The organism is Litorimonas sp. WD9-15 (assembly GCF_050271975.1).
GTDB lineage: Bacteria > Pseudomonadota > Alphaproteobacteria > Caulobacterales > Maricaulaceae > Litorimonas.
In genome coordinates this window covers 1,963,593-1,981,349 of sequence record NZ_CP189850.1, presented here as the reverse complement: position 1 = coordinate 1,981,349, position 17,757 = coordinate 1,963,593, and the positions used below count along the sequence as shown (strand labels likewise).

At 54.7% G+C, this 17,757-nt stretch carries 13 protein-coding genes; 8 read left to right on the top strand and 5 right to left on the bottom strand.

Annotation, left to right across the window (positions count from 1 at the left end; translation table 11 throughout):
* The first annotated feature begins 472 nt into the window (after positions 1–472).
* Both ACP9M6_RS09285 and ACP9M6_RS09280 read left to right on the top strand, forming a co-directional pair.
* Complete coding sequence (locus tag ACP9M6_RS09285; RefSeq protein WP_427450480.1) at positions 473–733, top strand: hypothetical protein; 261 nt, start codon at positions 473–475, stop codon at positions 731–733.
* Positions 734–802: 69 nt separating this feature from the next.
* Positions 803–1,456 (top strand): hypothetical protein, encoded by a 654-nt coding sequence (locus ACP9M6_RS09280; protein ID WP_427450478.1) that lies wholly within the window; start codon positions 803–805, stop codon positions 1,454–1,456.
* Here ACP9M6_RS09280 and ACP9M6_RS09275 read toward each other — a convergent pair.
* The 4 genes from ACP9M6_RS09275 to ACP9M6_RS09260 all read right to left on the bottom strand — a co-directional run bounded on the left by ACP9M6_RS09275 (position 1,453) and on the right by ACP9M6_RS09260 (position 7,386).
* Positions 1,453–2,481, bottom strand: a complete 1,029-nt coding sequence (locus ACP9M6_RS09275) for a histone deacetylase family protein (RefSeq protein ID WP_427450477.1) — start codon at positions 2,479–2,481, stop codon at positions 1,453–1,455. The genes ACP9M6_RS09280 and ACP9M6_RS09275 overlap by 4 nt on opposite strands.
* A protein-coding gene (prfB, locus tag ACP9M6_RS09270; protein ID WP_427450475.1) for a peptide chain release factor 2 occupies positions 2,482–3,595 on the bottom strand; the annotation gives its coding sequence in 2 pieces (ribosomal slippage) (positions 2,482–3,525 and positions 3,527–3,595; 1,113 coding nt in all).
* A gap of 30 nt (positions 3,596–3,625) precedes the next feature.
* Positions 3,626–6,448 (bottom strand): penicillin-binding protein 1A, encoded by a 2,823-nt coding sequence (locus ACP9M6_RS09265; protein WP_427450474.1) that lies wholly within the window; start codon positions 6,446–6,448, stop codon positions 3,626–3,628.
* Between the two features lie 89 nt (positions 6,449–6,537).
* Entirely contained in the window at positions 6,538–7,386 is an 849-nt protein-coding gene (locus ACP9M6_RS09260; protein ID WP_427450473.1) for an N-acetylmuramoyl-L-alanine amidase family protein, read from the bottom strand.
* 405 nt (positions 7,387–7,791) lie between these two features.
* Between ACP9M6_RS09260 and ACP9M6_RS09255 the strand changes: the two genes are divergently transcribed.
* The 3 genes from ACP9M6_RS09255 to ACP9M6_RS09245 all read left to right on the top strand — a co-directional run bounded on the left by ACP9M6_RS09255 (position 7,792) and on the right by ACP9M6_RS09245 (position 13,149).
* The gene (locus ACP9M6_RS09255) at positions 7,792–10,824 is read left to right on the top strand and encodes an Rne/Rng family ribonuclease (protein ID WP_427450471.1); all 3,033 of its coding nucleotides are present in this window, start codon (positions 7,792–7,794) and stop codon (positions 10,822–10,824) included.
* 113 nt (positions 10,825–10,937) lie between these two features.
* Positions 10,938–12,347, top strand: coding sequence for a M48 family metalloprotease (locus ACP9M6_RS09250; RefSeq protein ID WP_427450469.1), 1,410 nt, complete (start codon positions 10,938–10,940; stop codon positions 12,345–12,347).
* Positions 12,348–12,405: 58 nt separating this feature from the next.
* On the top strand, positions 12,406–13,149 hold the full coding sequence (locus tag ACP9M6_RS09245; protein ID WP_427450467.1) for a DsbA family protein: 744 nt from the start codon (positions 12,406–12,408) through the stop codon (positions 13,147–13,149).
* Here ACP9M6_RS09245 and ACP9M6_RS09240 read toward each other — a convergent pair.
* The gene (locus tag ACP9M6_RS09240) at positions 13,146–14,024 is read right to left on the bottom strand and encodes a hypothetical protein (RefSeq protein ID WP_427450465.1); all 879 of its coding nucleotides are present in this window, start codon (positions 14,022–14,024) and stop codon (positions 13,146–13,148) included. The genes ACP9M6_RS09245 and ACP9M6_RS09240 overlap by 4 nt on opposite strands.
* 123 nt (positions 14,025–14,147) lie before the next feature.
* Between ACP9M6_RS09240 and radA the strand changes: the two genes are divergently transcribed.
* The 3 genes from radA to purF are packed head-to-tail and all read left to right on the top strand — an operon-like array spanning position 14,148 to position 17,757.
* Entirely contained in the window at positions 14,148–15,551 is a 1,404-nt protein-coding gene (radA, locus tag ACP9M6_RS09235; protein WP_427450463.1) for a DNA repair protein RadA, read from the top strand.
* An 18-nt stretch (positions 15,552–15,569) separates the two neighbouring features.
* Entirely contained in the window at positions 15,570–16,286 is a 717-nt protein-coding gene (locus tag ACP9M6_RS09230; protein ID WP_427450461.1) for a CvpA family protein, read from the top strand.
* 4 nt (positions 16,287–16,290) lie between these two features.
* Positions 16,291–17,757, top strand: coding sequence for an amidophosphoribosyltransferase (gene purF, locus ACP9M6_RS09225; protein ID WP_427450459.1), 1,467 nt, complete (start codon positions 16,291–16,293; stop codon positions 17,755–17,757).

Sequence of the window (17,757 nt, the reverse complement as noted above, 5' to 3'; positions counted from 1 at the left end):
CGACGAAAAGCCAAACGAAGCAGCCGTTCCCTCGGGGGCGGCTTTTTTGTTGGGTCAAATTAAAATGAGACAAAAGGCTTTCTAGAGACATTCTTCTGCTTCTACGCGTCCAGCAGAGCTGGTGGTATCCGCATCAAATGCATATTGCCGACCTTTCCTCTTTATAACCTCTTTGGAAGCACCCAAAGGAGGCCAGATTTATACGACATGCTACTGCTCATCGCCCATGAAAGCACTGCTACCACAGGTCTGATTCCAAGTTAGTCTCAAAACCTCAGGACAATATTTCCGAACGGTGCTTCACCCGCTCTAGATGAGGTTTTCCAAAAATTTGGCCATAAAATGGTCCTCCTTTTCGTGAACCAGAGCTGATAACTGCAAAGCAAAGTTTCAAGCCTTGTACAAAGCGTTAGCAGGTTTTTCAGCATTTTCGCGTAAAGCCTCCTCCCAAACCAACTGATTGGGGGCCGATATGCCGTCTGACAACGCTGCAAAACTCATCAAGGACATGCTGTCCGCGAATGCCATGACACCTGAGCAATTGCTGGAATTGCGACGGGAATTTGGGGCGGATATGAAAATTTCCATGAGCGAGGCTGACGCGCTGTTCCAACTGGATGCACTAGACACCAAGCCCGCCGATTGGGCGGATTACTTTACCCTCGTGCTGACAACGCACCTCGTCCATCAGGGTCAGCCCGAAGGCCATATAAATGAAGCGATGGCAAGCTAGCTGATCGCGCGCATCGATCATGACGGCGTTGTCGAAACGGAAACGGAACTCCGCCTTCTCCTCAATGTATTGAAAGTCGCGGAAGCGCCGGGTGAACGGTTGGAAGCCTATGCTCTGAAACAAGTCAAAGAGGCCGTCATGACGGGTCGTGGGTATGTCGGGCATTCGAAATTAACACCGGGGGTGATCGGTAAAGCTGAAATCGAACTGCTCCGCCGTGTTTTCTATTCCGCCGGCAGTGCGGGCGGCATGGGCATCACGAAACTGGAAGCCGAAGAAATTTTCGCCCTGAATGAGGCGACATCCGGCAAGGACAATGATCCCGAATGGCAGCGTTTCTTCGTCGGCGCGATTGCCAACCATTTGATGATGGTCGCTGCTCCCGCAACGCCGTCCAAGGAAGAACTATTACGTCGGGAAGACTGGTTGAACAGCGAGAAATCGCTGAAAGGCAGCTGGGCGAGTTTGGGTTTCAAAGATGTCCTGAATGCTTTCGCCGAAGTTTTTGGGCGTAAATCGTCTGATGCACCCCGATCCTTTGTGATGGATGACGCCGCACATAAGGACGCCGTTCAAATCACCGAAACAGAGGCCAGTTGGCTCGTCAATGCCATCCGTAAGGACGGACAAATCGACGCCAATGAACGCGCCCTGCTCGACTTTATCCGCGAGGAATGTCCAGAAATCGATGCGGGACTACGTCCCCTGCTCGACGCGGCTTAAGCCAAAAAACCCGTCAGGACATTGGCGGTGTTGTCGCCTATTTCCGGCACGCCATAGCCGCCTTCCATGATGAAGGTCGTCGGCAATCCCAATGTCGCAATCCGTTCGCCATAGCGGGCATAGTCGGGCGTTGTCAGTTTGAAGGATGAAATCGGATCACGCTCAAACGTGTCCACACCCAATGACACGACCAGCGCATCGGCTCCAAATTGACGTATGCGGTCCATGGCCGACTCCAAGGCTTCCGACCAGAGATCATAGGCCGTTCCGGGCGCAAGCGGGTAATTGACCGTGAAGCCCTCACCCGCGCCGTCTCCCGTCTCGTCCTTATGCCCCCAGAAATAGGGGAAATGATGATCGGGGTGACCGTGGATGGACGCAAAAAACACATCATCGCGGCCATAGAATATATCCTGCGTCCCATTTCCGTGATGGAAATCCACATCCAAAATGCCAACCCGTTCTGCCCCTACATCCCGCAAAGCCTGCGCCGCAATCGCGGGCGTGTTGAGCAGGCAATAGCCCGACATATAGGCGGCACCTGCATGATGCCCCGGTGGACGAACGAGAGCGAAGGCTGAGCCACCCTTAGCCGCCTCATCAGCGGCACTTAACGCACAATCCGCAATCGCACTCAGCGCTGTCCAACTAGTCTCAGTGATGACGGTGTCGGAGGAGCTACAGAAAAAACCCGCAGCGCCGTCAATATCTATGGGCGGCTTCGCACGGCGCGGGTTCATGGGATAACTCATGGGCAGGACATCACCGGAATATCCCGCATCCTGCCAGCGCCGCCAAGCGGTCTGGAGGAACTCAATATAGTCCGGTGTGTGAACGGCTGTAATGGCTGAGAGATCATGAGCGCTCGGGCCCAGAAAGCTATCCCGCGAAAACCCAGCGCGTTCCATCCCCGCAATCAATTGCTCCATCCGGCGTGGTGACTCATGGGGCGATACCATCTGTCCGCGATGCAACTCGGCCTTGGGTGCATGTAAGACATGGGCGTCTGTATGAAATACCTTCACTTACGTCTCCGCGTCGGCCCCGACCCGTGCACTCAGCGCTGCCGCCATAAATTGATCCAAATCACCATCCAGAACACCGCTTGTGTCTGAAGTTTCAACCGCAGTCCGGAGGTCCTTGACCATCTGGTAGGGCTGCAAAACGTAAGAGCGGATTTGGTGACCCCAACCGATTTCTGATTTGCTGTCTGCTTGCGCTTGCGCTTCTTCCTCGCGCTTGCGGAGTTCTTCCTCGTAGAGTCGCGCGCGGAGCATGTCCCACGCTTGGGAGCGGTTCTTGTGCTGGCTGCGGTCAGACTGACACTGCACGACAATGCCGGACGGTTCATGAGTGATACGCACGGCGGAGTCAGTTTTGTTGATGTGCTGACCGCCCGCCCCTGACGCGCGGTAGGTGTCTACGCGGCAATCAGACTCGTTGATTTCAATATCTATTGTGTCGTCAATTTCGGGGTAGACCCAGACAGAGGCGAAGCTGGTATGGCGACGCGCGGAGCTATCATAGGGCGAAATCCGCACGAGACGATGGACGCCAGATTCAGTCTTCATCCAGCCAAAAGCATTCTCGCCCTTGATGCGCAAAGTCGCGGATTTGATCCCTGCCCCGTCGCCGTCTTGCGCCTCCAGCAATTCGGTTTTCATACCTTTGGAATTCGCCCAGCGCATATACATGCGCAGCACCATTTCGGCCCAATCCTGTGCCTCTGTTCCGCCCGCACCGGGATGGATTTCGACGAAGCAGTCATTGCCGTCAGCCTCTCCGCTCATCAGGGCGATGAGTTCTGCGGCGTCGGCGGCTTTCTTGGTTTTTGTCAGGGCTTCCGCAGCAGCGTTGAGAAGCTCATTATCCTCATCCATTTCGGCGAGCTCGGCGAGTTCGACATTATCCGTCAGCTCGGTCTGGATTTTGTTGATCGCCTCGAACGCATTTTCCAATTTGGAGCGTTCCTGCATCAGCTTTTGGGCTTCCTGCGGCTTATCCCACAGGGTCGGATCTTCGGCGAGATTGTTCAGTTCCGCGAGGCGGCGTTCAGCGACATCCCAGTCAAAGACGCCTCCTCAGCAGTTCAACGGACTGCTCAATATCGGTTTGCATTTGAAGAATATCAGCTCTCATAACGAGAGCTGATATGGCTTTAAATCGGGCTTAGTACAAGCCGTCGTCCAGCGCCTTTTCGACGGGTTTCTCAGTTTGGACTTCGGGTAATTTAGTTTCATCCGGCATATCCGGTCTCGCCTCGGTCCCCGTGTCGTTGACAGCGTTGGTCGCGCGGTCGAGGACGGCCTCTAAATCCGTCTCGACACCTTCATCTGTAGCTTCCGCCTCCTCCCCTTCCGACGCTTTGTCGTCCCCGGTAGCGGACGGAAGGTCAGAGCCGAAAAATCCGCCCAGCGAATCTGTACCCGAGCCAACACGGATTGTGCGCTTCAAACTCCCAACGGTCGGTTCCGTACCGGGTTTGAACGCTTCCAAAATAAAGTCCGGCGCGCCGATATAGGTAGGCTCTCCCGTCGCACGATTGACGGGCGCGAGGGTCACACCGTCCGGAATGCGGAACGGCACTTTAGCCTGGCCTTCGAGGACAGTTTCAAGAAAATCTTTCACAATTGGCGCTGCAGAGGATGATCCCGTCTCGCGGCCCATCTGTTCCGGCGTATCAACCCCAACATAGACCCCAACAACGAGGTCGGGTGAGAAACCCATAAACCAGTTATCGAAACTATCATTCGTTGTTCCGGTCTTACCGCCTAATGGACGACCTAGAGACCGCAAACGCGCACCCGTGCCGTTCTCAACAACGCCCTGCATGATATAGGTCATCTGATAGGCTGTGACGGGGTCGATCACCTGTTCCCGCGTGTCGGGCAAGTTGGGCGGTGGCCCACCGAGATAGTCGTCCTGACGACAATCCGCACACTCGACTTCAAACGCATTGAAAACTGTTTTCCCGTCACCATCCTGCACACGGTCAAGGATGCGCGGCTCCACCATCTTTCCGCCATTTATCATCGCGGAATAGGCCGTCGCCATACGTAAGACTGTCGTCTCGCCAGCCCCCAGTGCCCAAGCGAGTTCCGGGCGGGGTTCGTCATAAATGCCGAAATCTTTGGATAGGCGCATGACGGGGGCCATGCCCATCTCATTGGCCAAACGCACGGTCATCGCATTCCGCGATTTCTCAATGCCCAAGCGAAGCGTTGAGAGCCCGTAGAAATTTCCCGCATTATAGTTTTCTGGCTTATAGAAGCGTTCGCACTCTTCTTCTTCCGACGTAAACTCGCTTTCATCGCGCTCCTCTTGCGACCCGCGTAATTGCAGATCGCCCCGTTCGTCTTCGCAATCGGCGTCACTGCGCTCAATCACGAAAGGTGCGTCCAGAATTTGGCTGGAAGGCGTGAAACCTTCATTCAATGCAGCCGCGTAAACAAAAGGCTTAAAGGCGGAACCCGGTTGTCGTTTGGCTTGTGTGACGCGGTTGAACTGGGACTGTTCAAAACTATAACCGCCGACCATCGCCAAGACACGTCCTGTATTCGGGTCCATTGCGATAAGGCCGCCATTGGCTTTTGGCACTTGGCGAAGATTATATTCGGTCGATGGCGCTTCGCCCTCTTTTACAGGCTTGCGTTGCACGAGAATGACATCGCCTGTTTTCACGACGGATTTAACGGAGGTGACCTCCGGCCCTACAGCGCCTTTGGCGAGGGCTTTTTTCGCCCACGCGATATCGGCCAGCGCCAATGTTCCGCGTGAGTCGGTTTCGGGAAAATCTTCTTCTTCCTTCAGTTCAACCTCTGGAATGAAAGCGAGTTTCGCGGATGTGTCGGAAGCTTCCAGCACAATGGCTTTGCGCCAATCGCCAATATCGGCTGGCGCTACGACCTCTGCCAGTTTCAGCTTCCAATCATCCATCGAGTCCAGCGTCGCAAGCGGCCCACGATAGCCATGGCGACGGTCCATCATCTCCAGACCCCGGCGCAGGGCGCGACGGCCCTCCAACTGCATGGACGTGTCGAGCGTTGTACGGATGGACAGGCCACCCTCGTAGAGCTCGTCCTGACCATACATCGTGTAGATCTGTTTCCGCGCTTCCTCGACGAAATATTCCGCCGCAAGATATTCATCTCCGAGTAGACGGTCGACGGGGATCAGATCTTCGGCATTGGCCGCATCAGCTTGTTCCTGCGTGATGTAACCGTCATCAACCATACGTCCCAAGACATAGCGACGACGGGCCAAAGCGCGATCTTTTTCGACCGGAACATCCAATTCATAATTGGATGGGCCCTTCACGACGAGCGCGAGATAGGCCATCTCGCCCAACGTTAACTGATCCATGTTCTTACCAAATATGTTCAGCGACGCCGTCGCCACGCCATAAGCGCCACGCCCGAAATAGTTATCATTCAAATAGAGCTCGAGGATTTCGTCCTTACTCAAGGCCTCTTCCATCCGGCGTGCAATCGCAATTTCGCGGACTTTGCGACGGATTGAATAATCATCCCCGACGAGGAAGTTTTTCGCGACTTGCTGCGTAATCGTAGATGTCCCGCCGACTCGTTTGCCTTGTAGGTATTTTGGGACGCCAGTGAGGGCCGCGCGCAAAAGCCCTTTCGGGTCCCAGCCATTATGTGTGTAAAACCGCTGGTCTTCGGACGAAACAAAAGCGCGCTGCAAATTTGTCGGCACCGTCTCAATCGGGACAAATACGCGGGCTTCCGTTCTGAATTCACTGATGAGTTTACCGTCACCTGCATGAACACGGCTCATCACGGGCGGACTATATTCGGAGAGACTTTGCACACTCGGCAAGTCGCGGGTAGACCGCACGATGAAAACGAAAATCACAATCGCTGCAATCAGACCGCCGACAAGCCCGACAATGAATAACCATTTCACGATATTCCAAAAACGGGACCGTTTCTTGGGTGTGTCAGGCTGATCTAGGGGCGTGAGTGTTTCAGTCATAGCTCGAATCATCTGGAGGCCGAATGCGGCCATATTGGGGTGTTACAGAGGCGAAAGCCTATAATAAAGACCTAGCTTCAGCTTAGACTTCAGCGGTTCGCCATATAGTCGTCAATCGTCTTCGCAACGGCCTTAGTAATCTTATCACGATGCGATTTTTTCTTGAGCAGTTTCTCATCCTCAAGATTTGACAAGAACCCCAGTTCCAAGAGCACGGCAGGCACATCTGGCGCTAACAGAACATAATATCCGGCGCGGCGATGGGAATTTCCGATCAGCTTTGTCTTCCCTTCCAATTCCGCCAGCAACATTTCCGCGAATTCGTCGGATTGGCTCTCGGTCTTGCGTTGCGCCAAATCGACGAGAATATCCCCGACGGGGTCGCTTTCCTTTGAGAGGTCAACGTCCAAAATCCAGTTCTGGTTATTCACGATCCGCTTCTGACGGCCTTTTGCGCGATCAGCCAATGTATAAACCGAAGCCCCACGTGCGGATTTACTCGCCGTCGAGTCGGCATGGATAGAAATGAACAAGTCCGCCTGCCCCGTCCGCGCAATGCGAAGGCGGTCATCATGATCGACATAAACATCGGATGTCCGCGTGATGATGACATCATATTTTCCAGAGGATCGTAAGAGCGCCGCCAGTTCATTTGCAGCCGCCGTCGTAATCGTCTTTTCCAATGTCCCCTTGGCCCCAACGGCGCCGGGGTCGCGCCCGCCATGGCCTGGGTCAATCACGATAACGGGTTTGCGCACAATCTTTCGAATGGGCTTAAGAATGGGATAGGGAATGCCTACAAATCGATTCTGATCGACGACCACAACAGGCTGCGCCGTCTCCCCCTTGGGCTTGATACGCGGCACGGGCACACCAGCCCAAGCCATCACCGGACTGAGCAGCATTATGGGTACAGCGATCTTAAAGAGAGCTTTCACAGGTCAGGCTTATGCAGATTTCATGGTGAATAAAGTCTTATCAAAGGCGAATGAGTGGTGCGAAAAGAAGGCTCCGTTCCCACTGTTTTTCAGGACAATCCAACTGACCGTCATGAAACTGACAAATGCTTTGCCCTTTTGGCGAAAATGAGGCACAGACGCGACTGAAACGCGAGTCCGGCTGGCTGAACCTTATGCCCCCTCGCCTTTTGCACGCAGTTTTCGGCACTTTGCCTGACTGCATCTCGAAAGTTTTTATGCACGCCTTGCAACAGACAGTGATGACGAAAGAGACCGCTCCCGCGGTCCGCATCCTGCGCTTGGCGGCCCTGAACCTCATTCCAACCCTTTTTGTTTCGCAGCGACCCAAATGTTGGGCAGACGCGCGAACCCCCGGAGAACACCATGACAAAACGTATGCTTATCGATGCAGCCCACCCGGAAGAAACCCGCGTGGTCATCGTCGATGCCAACCGTGTTGAAGAACTAGACTTTGAGAGCCGTCACAAGCGGCAACTCCGCGGCAATGTCTATCTCGCCCGCGTCACACGCGTTGAACCCTCCCTACAGGCCGCTTTCATCGAATATGGTGGAAACCGTCACGGCTTCCTCGCCTTTTCCGAAATCCATCCGGATTATTATAAAATTCCGGAAGCTGACAAACTCGCCCTGAAAGAACAGGAAGAGGAAGATCAGCGCCGCGCGGATGAGGAAGAGGAAAAGCGCAAGGCGTCCCATGCCAAGCGCAAGTCCCGTACAAAATCAGACGAGGATGACGAGTCTGAAGATGATGAGGATGAGGACGACGGATCCGAAGATGATTCCGATGACGAGGAAGAAGAGCGTGACGAAAACCTCGACCCCGATGATGATGACGCGACAGATGAAAATGATGCCGAAATCGCGGATGAGCAGGTCAACGTCGCCGTCAAACGCCGTAAGCGTATTTCGCGCCGTCGGTACAAAATTCAAGAAGTCATCAAACGTGGCCAAATTCTCCTCGTCCAAGCCGTAAAGGAAGAGCGCGGGAATAAAGGCGCAGCGATGACAACTTACCTGTCCCTCGCCGGACGCTATTGCGTGTTGATGCCAAACACCCCGCGTGGCGGCGGTATTTCGCGTAAGATTTCTAATGGGTCAGATCGCAAACGTCTGAAATCCATCATGGGCGGCTTGGATGTCCCCAAAGGTATGGGCGTGATTGTCCGGACCGCTGGGGCAAAACGCACCAAGGCCGAGATTGAACGGGATTATGACTATCTCTCCCGTCTCTGGTCTGAAATCCGCGAAACGACGATGAATTCCAGTGCCCCTGCCCTCATCCATGAGGAAGGCAATCTCGTTAAACGCTCTATCCGCGATCTCTATAATAAAGACATTGAGGAAATTCTTGTTCAGGGCGACGATGCCTATGACACGGCCAGCACCTTCATCAATATGCTAATGCCGAGTCACGCGAAATTCGTGAAACAATATGATGATGAAATCCCGCTCTTCCTACGCTACGGCGCGGAGAAGCAGATCGAGAACTCGCTCGATGCCACGGTCCAACTGAAATCCGGTGGCTATCTCGTGATTCATCCGACGGAAGCGTTGATCTCCGTCGATGTGAACTCAGGCCGTTCAACAAAAGAACGCAATATTGAGCGCACAGCTTTGAAAACCAATATCGAAGCCGCCGAAGAGCTCGCGCGTCAAATGCGTCTGCGCGACTTGGCAGGGCTCATCGTTGTCGATTTCATTGATATGGACGAGAACAAGAATAACCGCGCCGTTGAGCGCAAGATGAAGGAGGCCCTATCACAGGATCGTGCCCGCATCCAAACCTCTCGCATTTCACAATTCGGTTTGATGGAAATCAGCCGTCAGCGTCGTCGTCGCTCCCTTCTCGAAGGCTCGACAACCTCCTGCCCACATTGTGGTGGTGTTGGACGTAAGCGGACAATTGAAAGCTCGGCCCTCGCCGCGATCCGCGCTGTTGAAGATTTCGCCGTGCGCGGGAAAGCCAAGCGCATTCGCCTGAAGACGTCGCAGGATGTGGCGCTTTATCTCTTGAATGAGAAGCGCAATTTGCTGACGCAAGTCGATCAGGTCGCAGATGTCTTCACCGAAGTCGTAGGCGATGATGATCTCATTCGTCCGAATTTCGAACTCGAAGTCATAGAGAAGCGTGGTGATAAGCGCAAAGACCCGCTTGTGAAAATCGAGCAGGACTTCAAGAAAGAGATCGAGCAGTCCAAGCGCAAGCCGAAACCAAAGTCTAAAGAAAAAGACGAAGACGAGTCCGACTCATCCGAATCCGCTAAGTCTGATTCCTCTGATGAAGAGAACGATGATAATCGTCGTTCCGGTCGTCGTCGGTCCCGTCGGGGGCGTCGCGGTGGACGGGGTCGTTCGCGGAATACAGAAAATCAGAATAACGAATCTGAGAATTCATCCTCTGATGACGCGCTTGAGGTGATTGAGCCTAAAACTGACACAGCGAAGGACGAGGCTGAGACCAAGCCAAAACGTCGCCGTCGTCGCGCGCCATCGAAATCTGCCGAGACAAAGTCTGATATGGCGGAAGCGAAAACCGAAACGCCGGAAGCGGAAGACAAGCCAAAGCCACGTTCCGGCACACGTCGCAAGGCGCCAAGCCGGAAGTCCAGTTCGGACACTGAGGTCGCGTCCGAGGATAAGCCGAAGCCAACTCGTAAGCGTCGCGCGCCTGCTAAGGCTAAAGCGGACACTGCCGAAGTCACGGAAGATAAGCCTAAGCGGACTCGCCGTGCGCCAGCCAAAAAAGCTGAGACCACGGAAACATCCGAGACGCCCAAGCCGAAACGGACGCGTAAAGCACCTGTGAAAAAGGCTGAGGCGGAAACTGAAGCCCCGGCGAAACCCGCACGGAAACGTCGGGCACCTTCGAAAAAAGCTGACGCGGAAACTGAAGCGAAGGTTGCACCAAAGCGGACGCGGAAAGCGCCTGCGAAGGCTAAAGAGGAAGCGCCAAAAGACGACGCGCCCGCAAAGCCGAAACGGACTCGCAAAGCCCCGGCGAAAAAGGCCGCGGAAACGGCGGTGACGGAGGACGCGCCTAAGCCTGCACGTAAGCGGAAGGCCCCTGCCAAAAAAGCAGAGCCCGAAGCCCAAGCGGAGGCGAAGCCGAAAGCAACGCGGAAAGCACCGGCGAAAAAAGCTCCTGCTGCAAAAAAGGCTCCGGCGAAGAAAGCTCCCGCCAAGAAAGCAGCGCCAAAAGCGAAAGCAGACCCGGTTGCATCTGAAGCCAAACCAACGCGGACCCGCAAAGCGCCGGCAAAAGCGAAACCTGCTGCTGAAACGCCGAAAGCCGAAGCCGCAGCTACGCCTAAACCGGCTGTTGCGCCGTCAAAGGCCGCACCTGAAAAAGCGCCAGAGAAAAAGAAGAAACGCGGGTGGTGGTCACGCCGTAAATAGGCTGATGAATATAACTTATGTCGCCATACCAGGGTCAGTGGTCACGAAAATGTCACTGATACATGGAGGCGGCGTAACTTGACGGTTTTACGGAGAGGTCTCACATCATGCTTATGACTCACAGGCCTCTCCACCTCGCCAAACGGCTGAGACTATTTCTGATCGCATGCCTTTCGGTCTGTGTTTGTGCGGCGCAAGCCAATGCGCAATCCCTGCTGCGGGATACCGAGATTGAAGAAACGCTGCGGGAGTTTACGGATCCGATTTTACGCGCAGGCGGGCTAAACCCATCCTCCGTCGATATCTACCTCGTCAATGATCCGTCCCTGAATGCTTTCGTCACGCGCGGACAGAACATATTTCTCCATTCCGGCCTCATACTCGAAGCCGACAATCCGAACCAGCTCAAAGGCGTGATCGCGCATGAGACGGGCCATATTACGGGCGGGCATATTGTGCGATCAGATTACGGCAATCGCAGCGCCTATGGCGCTATGCTCATCGCAGCGGGTCTTGGCCTTGCCGCTATCCTCGCTGGGGAAGCTGAAGCGGGCGCACTCGTTATTGGTGGGTCGCAGCAATTCGGCGTCCTCGAAGCTCTCGCCTATTCCCGCGTAAATGAAGCCGCGGCTGATCAATATGCGTTCGAATATATGGACCGCACGGGTCAGAGCAGTGAAGGCTTGATCGAATTTTTCGAAAACTTCCGCGCGCAAGAAGTGCTGAGCCAAGCACGACGCTATCCCTATTTTCGTGGGCATCCACTCTCGGCTGACCGCATTGACGCCCTGCGTGAAAAAGTTCGCGATTCTGAACATACGGGCAAAACAGACACACCCGAAGAAATTCATAAGCACAAGATGATGCAGGCAAAATTGCGGGGCTTCCTCGAAGGGCCGCAGCTCGTCTATTCCCGCTTCCCACTCTCCGACCAATCTCAATATGCCCGCTATGCCCGCGCCGTGGCCAACTTCAAACAGGCCGACCTAAAACAGGCGATTAAAGAGATTGATAGTTTGATTGAGGAAGAACCCGGCAATCCGTATTTCTACGAGTTGAAGGCGCAAATCCTTTATGAGTCCGGCCAAGGTGAAGCGTCAATTGCGCCGGCCCAAGATGCGTTGGACCGCAAACCTGACGCGCCTCTCCTTATGATCGCGCTGGCCCAATCAAAAATGCAAACCCGCGATACGGGCGATTACACGCGCGCTGTCGAACTCCTGAAAGCTGCGCTGCAATATGAGCCGAATAACGCCCATGCTTGGCGTCTTCTGGCCGATGTCTATGCCGCACAAGGTGAAGACGCCCTGGCCAAATATGCAACGGCGGAACGGTTCTATGCGCGCGGCGATATTGTCAGTGCCCGGTCTTTTGCCCAACGTGCGCAGGAAGACCTCCCCCGCACACTGCCGCAATGGCGTCGGGCCTCGGATATAGTTGTCGTCGCAGAGACACAGTTAGCGACCAAAGATGGCCGCCGTCGGGCGGGGCGCAAACCCCTCGTCTCCTTAACCACCCGCTGATATTTATACCTTATAGAGTCCGTAACCGCGTCCGCGCGTCCTGACGAAAGATATTGCCATGAGAACCCTTTTAATGACGTCCATCGCGACGGCTGGCCTGATGATTTCCGGTTGCGCCGAAGCCGGCCCAACGACTGATCTGAATAAAACCGAGATCGAAGAGATCGTGCGAAGCTATCTCCTCGAAAACCCCGAAATCATTCGCGAAGCCATTGAAGCCCTGCAAGTCAAAGAAATGGCGGCGGAGGAAGAACTCAACCGCGCGTCAATCGTTGCGGCCAGAGACGCCCTCGAAAATGATCCGCGCGACGTCTCCATCGGGCCGAAAGATGCCAAAGTCACCATTGTCGAATTTTTCGATTATAATTGTGGGTTCTGCAAACGCGCGACACCTTGGGTCAAAGAGGCGATTGAAGAACATGGCGATGATATCCGCGTTGTGTTCAAAGAGCTCCCCATTCTTGACAATCGGACCAAGACATCCCGTCCAGCCGCGAAGGCCGCCCTCGCCGCCGCGCGTCAGGGTAAATATTCAGCCATGCACTTCGCCCTGATGGAATCGAAAAGCCTGACGGCAGACAGCATTCGTGATCTGGCCGAAGAGGTCGGTCTGGATATGCGGAAATTCGATGCAGACCTCGCGGATCCATCCATTGAACAACATATTGAAGATACGCTTATACTCGCCAATCGCTTACCTGCTCTGACGGGCACACCGTTCTTTGTGATTGGTGATGAATATGTGTCCGGTGCGGATACGCGTCGTCTTGAGCAACTTCTGGAAGATGCACTTAACGGCTAAGGCGCGAATACCGTATAGGTCACATCGGCAGACAGTTTGCCGATGCCCTGCGAGAAATCATAGCTATTGCCCGTCACGGGTGACGCCCGCAGGCGGTAAACGCTGGCAAAGCCTGCGGCTTGTTGTGCAATCGAGCCGGGTATGCGCGCCGTCCGACGGCCGCCGTCAAAGACTTTCGTGTCTCCCGCTGAAAGATCATCCAATGTTGACCCTGTTGTGTTGCGACCAATCACAATACCGTCCCCACCCACAGAAGGTCGCTGTGCGCGTTGGCCAATCGATGCAGAGGCCGGTGCAAACTCAATCAATTGATAGCCGATATTTGCATAACCCAGCCCGCTAAAATCACCACTCGTTTCAAGATTTGTCGCCTGCGCGTAAATGTCAAAGGCCGTATTGGACGTCACAAAAAACCAGGCAAAGCGTGTATTTGTTCCCAACAGGTCAATGTCTGTATTATTGTCCAGACCAAAGGCTGTGTAACTGTCATTGGCATCCAGCATCTGGAAGGAAGGGTTGTTCTGATAAGCCCCGCCAAAGGTCTGGCCCGTAATCTCAAACGGCCAGCCGCCTGAGGTCCCATCACTTATCGGATCGAATGGAAAGTTCACGGGGACACCGTCTTGTGCGATCAGATCGTTACCCGCCTCACCGGATGTCACATCGTCCAATAGCACGAAATCATGCACGAGTGGTGCAACACCGTTATTTTCGACAAAATCACCGCCGGAAAAAACTATGACGACCGCATTCGCGCGGAAAAATGGGCGATCATTCACGGCCGCATTCGCGACGGCGACTAAGGCCAGCGCACTCATTGCGCCCAGTGCAAGCTTTCGCACAACATTCATTTTTGATGGTGTGGCTGTTCCCACGTCAAACCCTTTCCCAAAATCTGTCATATTATGAGAGAGGCAGGGTTAATATTCCCTCCACGGCAATCAGAACAAAACATAAACACTCTTTGACAAATGCAGTTCCGCGTGGGAAAGCAAATTATGCCAAAGCCGTCTTCCATCTTCGTCTGTCAATCCTGCGGGACCGTTCACGGCAAATGGGCGGGACGTTGCGATTCCTGTGGCGAGTGGAACAGTCTTGTCGAAGAAGCGCAGAGCCAAAACGCAAAACCCGCCCATAAACGCCGCAAAGGGCGCGGTATGGAATTTGTTGATCTCGGCGGGGAGTCGCCTGATGTCGCGCGGTTAAAGACGGGCATTGCCGAATTGGACCGCGTCACCGGAGGTGGTTTGGTGCCAGGCTCCGCCCTTCTCGTCGGCGGGGATCCGGGCATAGGGAAATCCACCTTACTCCTGCAAGCAACAGGTAAGCTGGCCGAGGGCGGGTTTAATACCGCCTATATTTCCGGCGAAGAATCAACTGGACAAGTAAGGCGACGCGCAAAACGTCTCGGCGTTTCGGAACAGCCTGTGTCCCTCGGCGCGGAAACATCGCTGGGACCAATTTTGGACGGGCTCATTTCCGCGAAGCCGGATGTTGTGATTATCGACTCTATTCAAACGCTCTGGACCGACCAACTGGGTGCGGCCCCCGGCACCGTAGCGCAAGTGCGGGCTTGCGCGCAGGAACTGACCCGCTTTGCCAAGAAGAGCGGAGCCTGTGTCATCCTCGTCGGACACGTGACGAAAGATGGACAGATCGCTGGCCCGCGCGTCGTCGAACATATGGTCGATGCCGTGCTCTATTTCGAAGGCGATCGTGCGCATCAGTTCCGGATCTTGCGCGCGCATAAAAACCGCTTTGGTCCGACGGATGAAATCGGCGTGTTTGAAATGCGTGAGAGCGGCTTGTCAGAAGTTCCAAACCCGTCCGCCCTCTTCCTCGATGGGCGCGGCGAAACCTCCTCCGGCGCGGCAGTCTTCGCAGGGCTTGAGGGGTCTCGCCCTGTCCTGACCGAAATCCAAGCCCTCGTGGCCCCCGCGGCCTTTGGGACGCCCCGGCGGTCTGTCGTGGGATGGGATAATAGTCGTCTCGCCATGGTCTTGGCCGTTTTGGAAACACGGTGCGGCGTCAGCTTTGCGGGAAAAGATGTTTACCTTAACGTTGCGGGAGGATTGCGCATCAATGAACCTGCCGCTGACCTTGCCGTTGCAGCCGCTATTGCCTCCTCCGCTTTTGACGTCCCGCTGCCGTCAGACTCTGTTGTCTTTGGCGAGATTAGCCTTTCCGGTGATGTCCGTCCTGTGGGTCGGTCAGATGCGAGGCTCAAGGAAGCCGCGAAGCTCGGCTTTCACCGCGCGATTACGGCCCGTCCACAGAAGAGAGACGAAAACGACAATTCCGCCCTGCCCCTGATTGCAATCAAGGCTTTGCCCGACCTCATCCGCCGTGTAGAAGCCAGCACAGAAAGCGGTCTTGACCATCCGTCGAGTTGGGCCGCCTAGCAGGAGCCCACGCCCGCCATGACATTGCAGACCTCTGCCAATCTCCTAAATTTTGTCACGATAGGACCTTGGGAATTCAACGGGTTTGACGTTGTCGTCCTGATTATACTCCTGATTTCAATGCTCTATGCCGCTTCACGTGGGCTATTACGCGAAGTCGTCTCTATTGCGGCGCTCCTAGTCGCAGCCACAATCACGCTGTTCGTGTGGGGTCAGTTTCGATTCGCGGCGCAGGACTTTATCTCTCCGCAATGGTTGGCAGACGGGGCCTTAGTGCTGGGCGTTTTCGCCCTGACATATCTCGTCATGGTCTTGATCATGTCTAAGATTGGAAAATCAATCGCCGGACGGGAAAGCGGGTTTTTGGACCGTGTCTTGGGTGCGGGCTTTGGCATTGCGCGCGGCCTCATCATCGCGGCTCTTGGCGTTATGATTCTCACAGCGGGAAATAGGGCCTCCAATGAAGCCCAAACCTATAAGGCCACATTACAGGCCCAAGGCATTTATGATGAGGTCATTAGCCAAATGCCGAAATCCATGCGGGAACAAATGGAAGCCGAGCCCAAACCGCTCCCGACAATGCTGGAAAACTCCGTATTTTATCCGATGCTGGACAAAATCGGGGCAGCCATTCGCGCCCTGCCCTTCACGAAAATGAAGAGTTATGCCGACCGCATCAAGGAGGGCGATATTGACGGCCTCTCCGATGAACTTCTCAATCAATCCGAAGGGTAGAATCATGAGCGATCTCGAGACAGTCTTCGACCCCCATGAGGATAAAATCCGCGAGGAATGCGGGGTTTTCGGTATTTTCGGCCTCGAGAATGCGGCCTCATTAACGGCGCTTGGACTCCATGCTCTGCAACATCGCGGACAGGAAGCCTGCGGTATCGCGGCAACGGATGGGCAGCAATTCCGGACGGAACGCCATCTCGGCCTTGTCGGCGATAACTTCACGGGCGATGACCCGTCGGAGCGTCTCGGCGGGCACATATCGATCGGACATGTGCGCTACTCGACGGCAGGACAAACCGTTCTGCGGAATGTCCAGCCGCTCTTCTCTGAGCTTCACACAGGTGGTTTCGCCCTCGCCCATAACGGCCACATCACCAATGCCTATACGATCAAAGAAAAACTCGTGAAGAAAGGTGCCATTTTTCAGTCTACCTCCGATACAGAGGTCGTCATGCATCTCATCGCCCGCGCGAAAGAAGGCGAATTCATTGATCGCCTTGTCGGCGCTATTCGTCAGGTCGATGGCGGTTATGCCTTTGTCGGAATGACGGAAAACATGCTTATCGGGGCTAGAGACCGGTACGGCATTCGCCCCCTCCTCATTGGACGGATTGGCGATAGCTATGTCCTCGCTTCTGAAACATGTGCTTTTGATATGATCGACGCGGAATTTATTCGCGAAGTCGAGCCCGGCGAAGTCGTCGTGATAAATGAAGATGGCATCCGCAGCTTTACGGCTTTCCCGAATGCCGAATCCCGCCCCTGTATTTTCGAATTTGTCTATTTCGCCCGTCCCGACTCCATTGTGGGCGGCAAGAGCGTTTACGAGGTCCGCAAACGGATGGGCCAACGCCTCGCCGAGGAAACCCCCGCCGATGTCGATGTCATCATCCCCGTCCCGGATAGTGGCGTCCCCGCCGCATTAGGCTTTGCTCAGCAGCTCGGTATTCCATTCGAGCTCGGTATTATTCGCAATCACTATGTCGGTCGGACTTTTATTCAGCCAACGCAGCAAATCCGGGATATGGGTGTGAAGCTAAAACATTCGGCCAATCGCGCCATGATTGAGGGCAAGCGAGTCCTCCTCGTCGACGACTCCATTGTCCGCGGGACGACCTCGACCAAGATTGTCCGCATGATTAAGGCGGCGGGTGCCAAGGAAGTTCATTTCCGCTCCGCCTCTCCGCCCATCAAATTCCCGGATCATTACGGTATTGATATGCCAACCAAGGACAAACTGATCGCGGCCAATTATTCACTGGAGGAAATGACCTCCATGTTGGAAGTGGACAGTCTCGGCTTCCTCTCCGTCGAAGGTCTCTATTGGGCAATGGGTGAAGAGTACCGCGAGGAAGATGCGCCGCAATATACGGATCACTGTTTCACGGGTTGCTATCCGACGCCACTGATTGATCGCGACCGCAAATTATTGGGCGGGAAGCAACTCTCATTCCTCGTGGAAGTGGCGTAA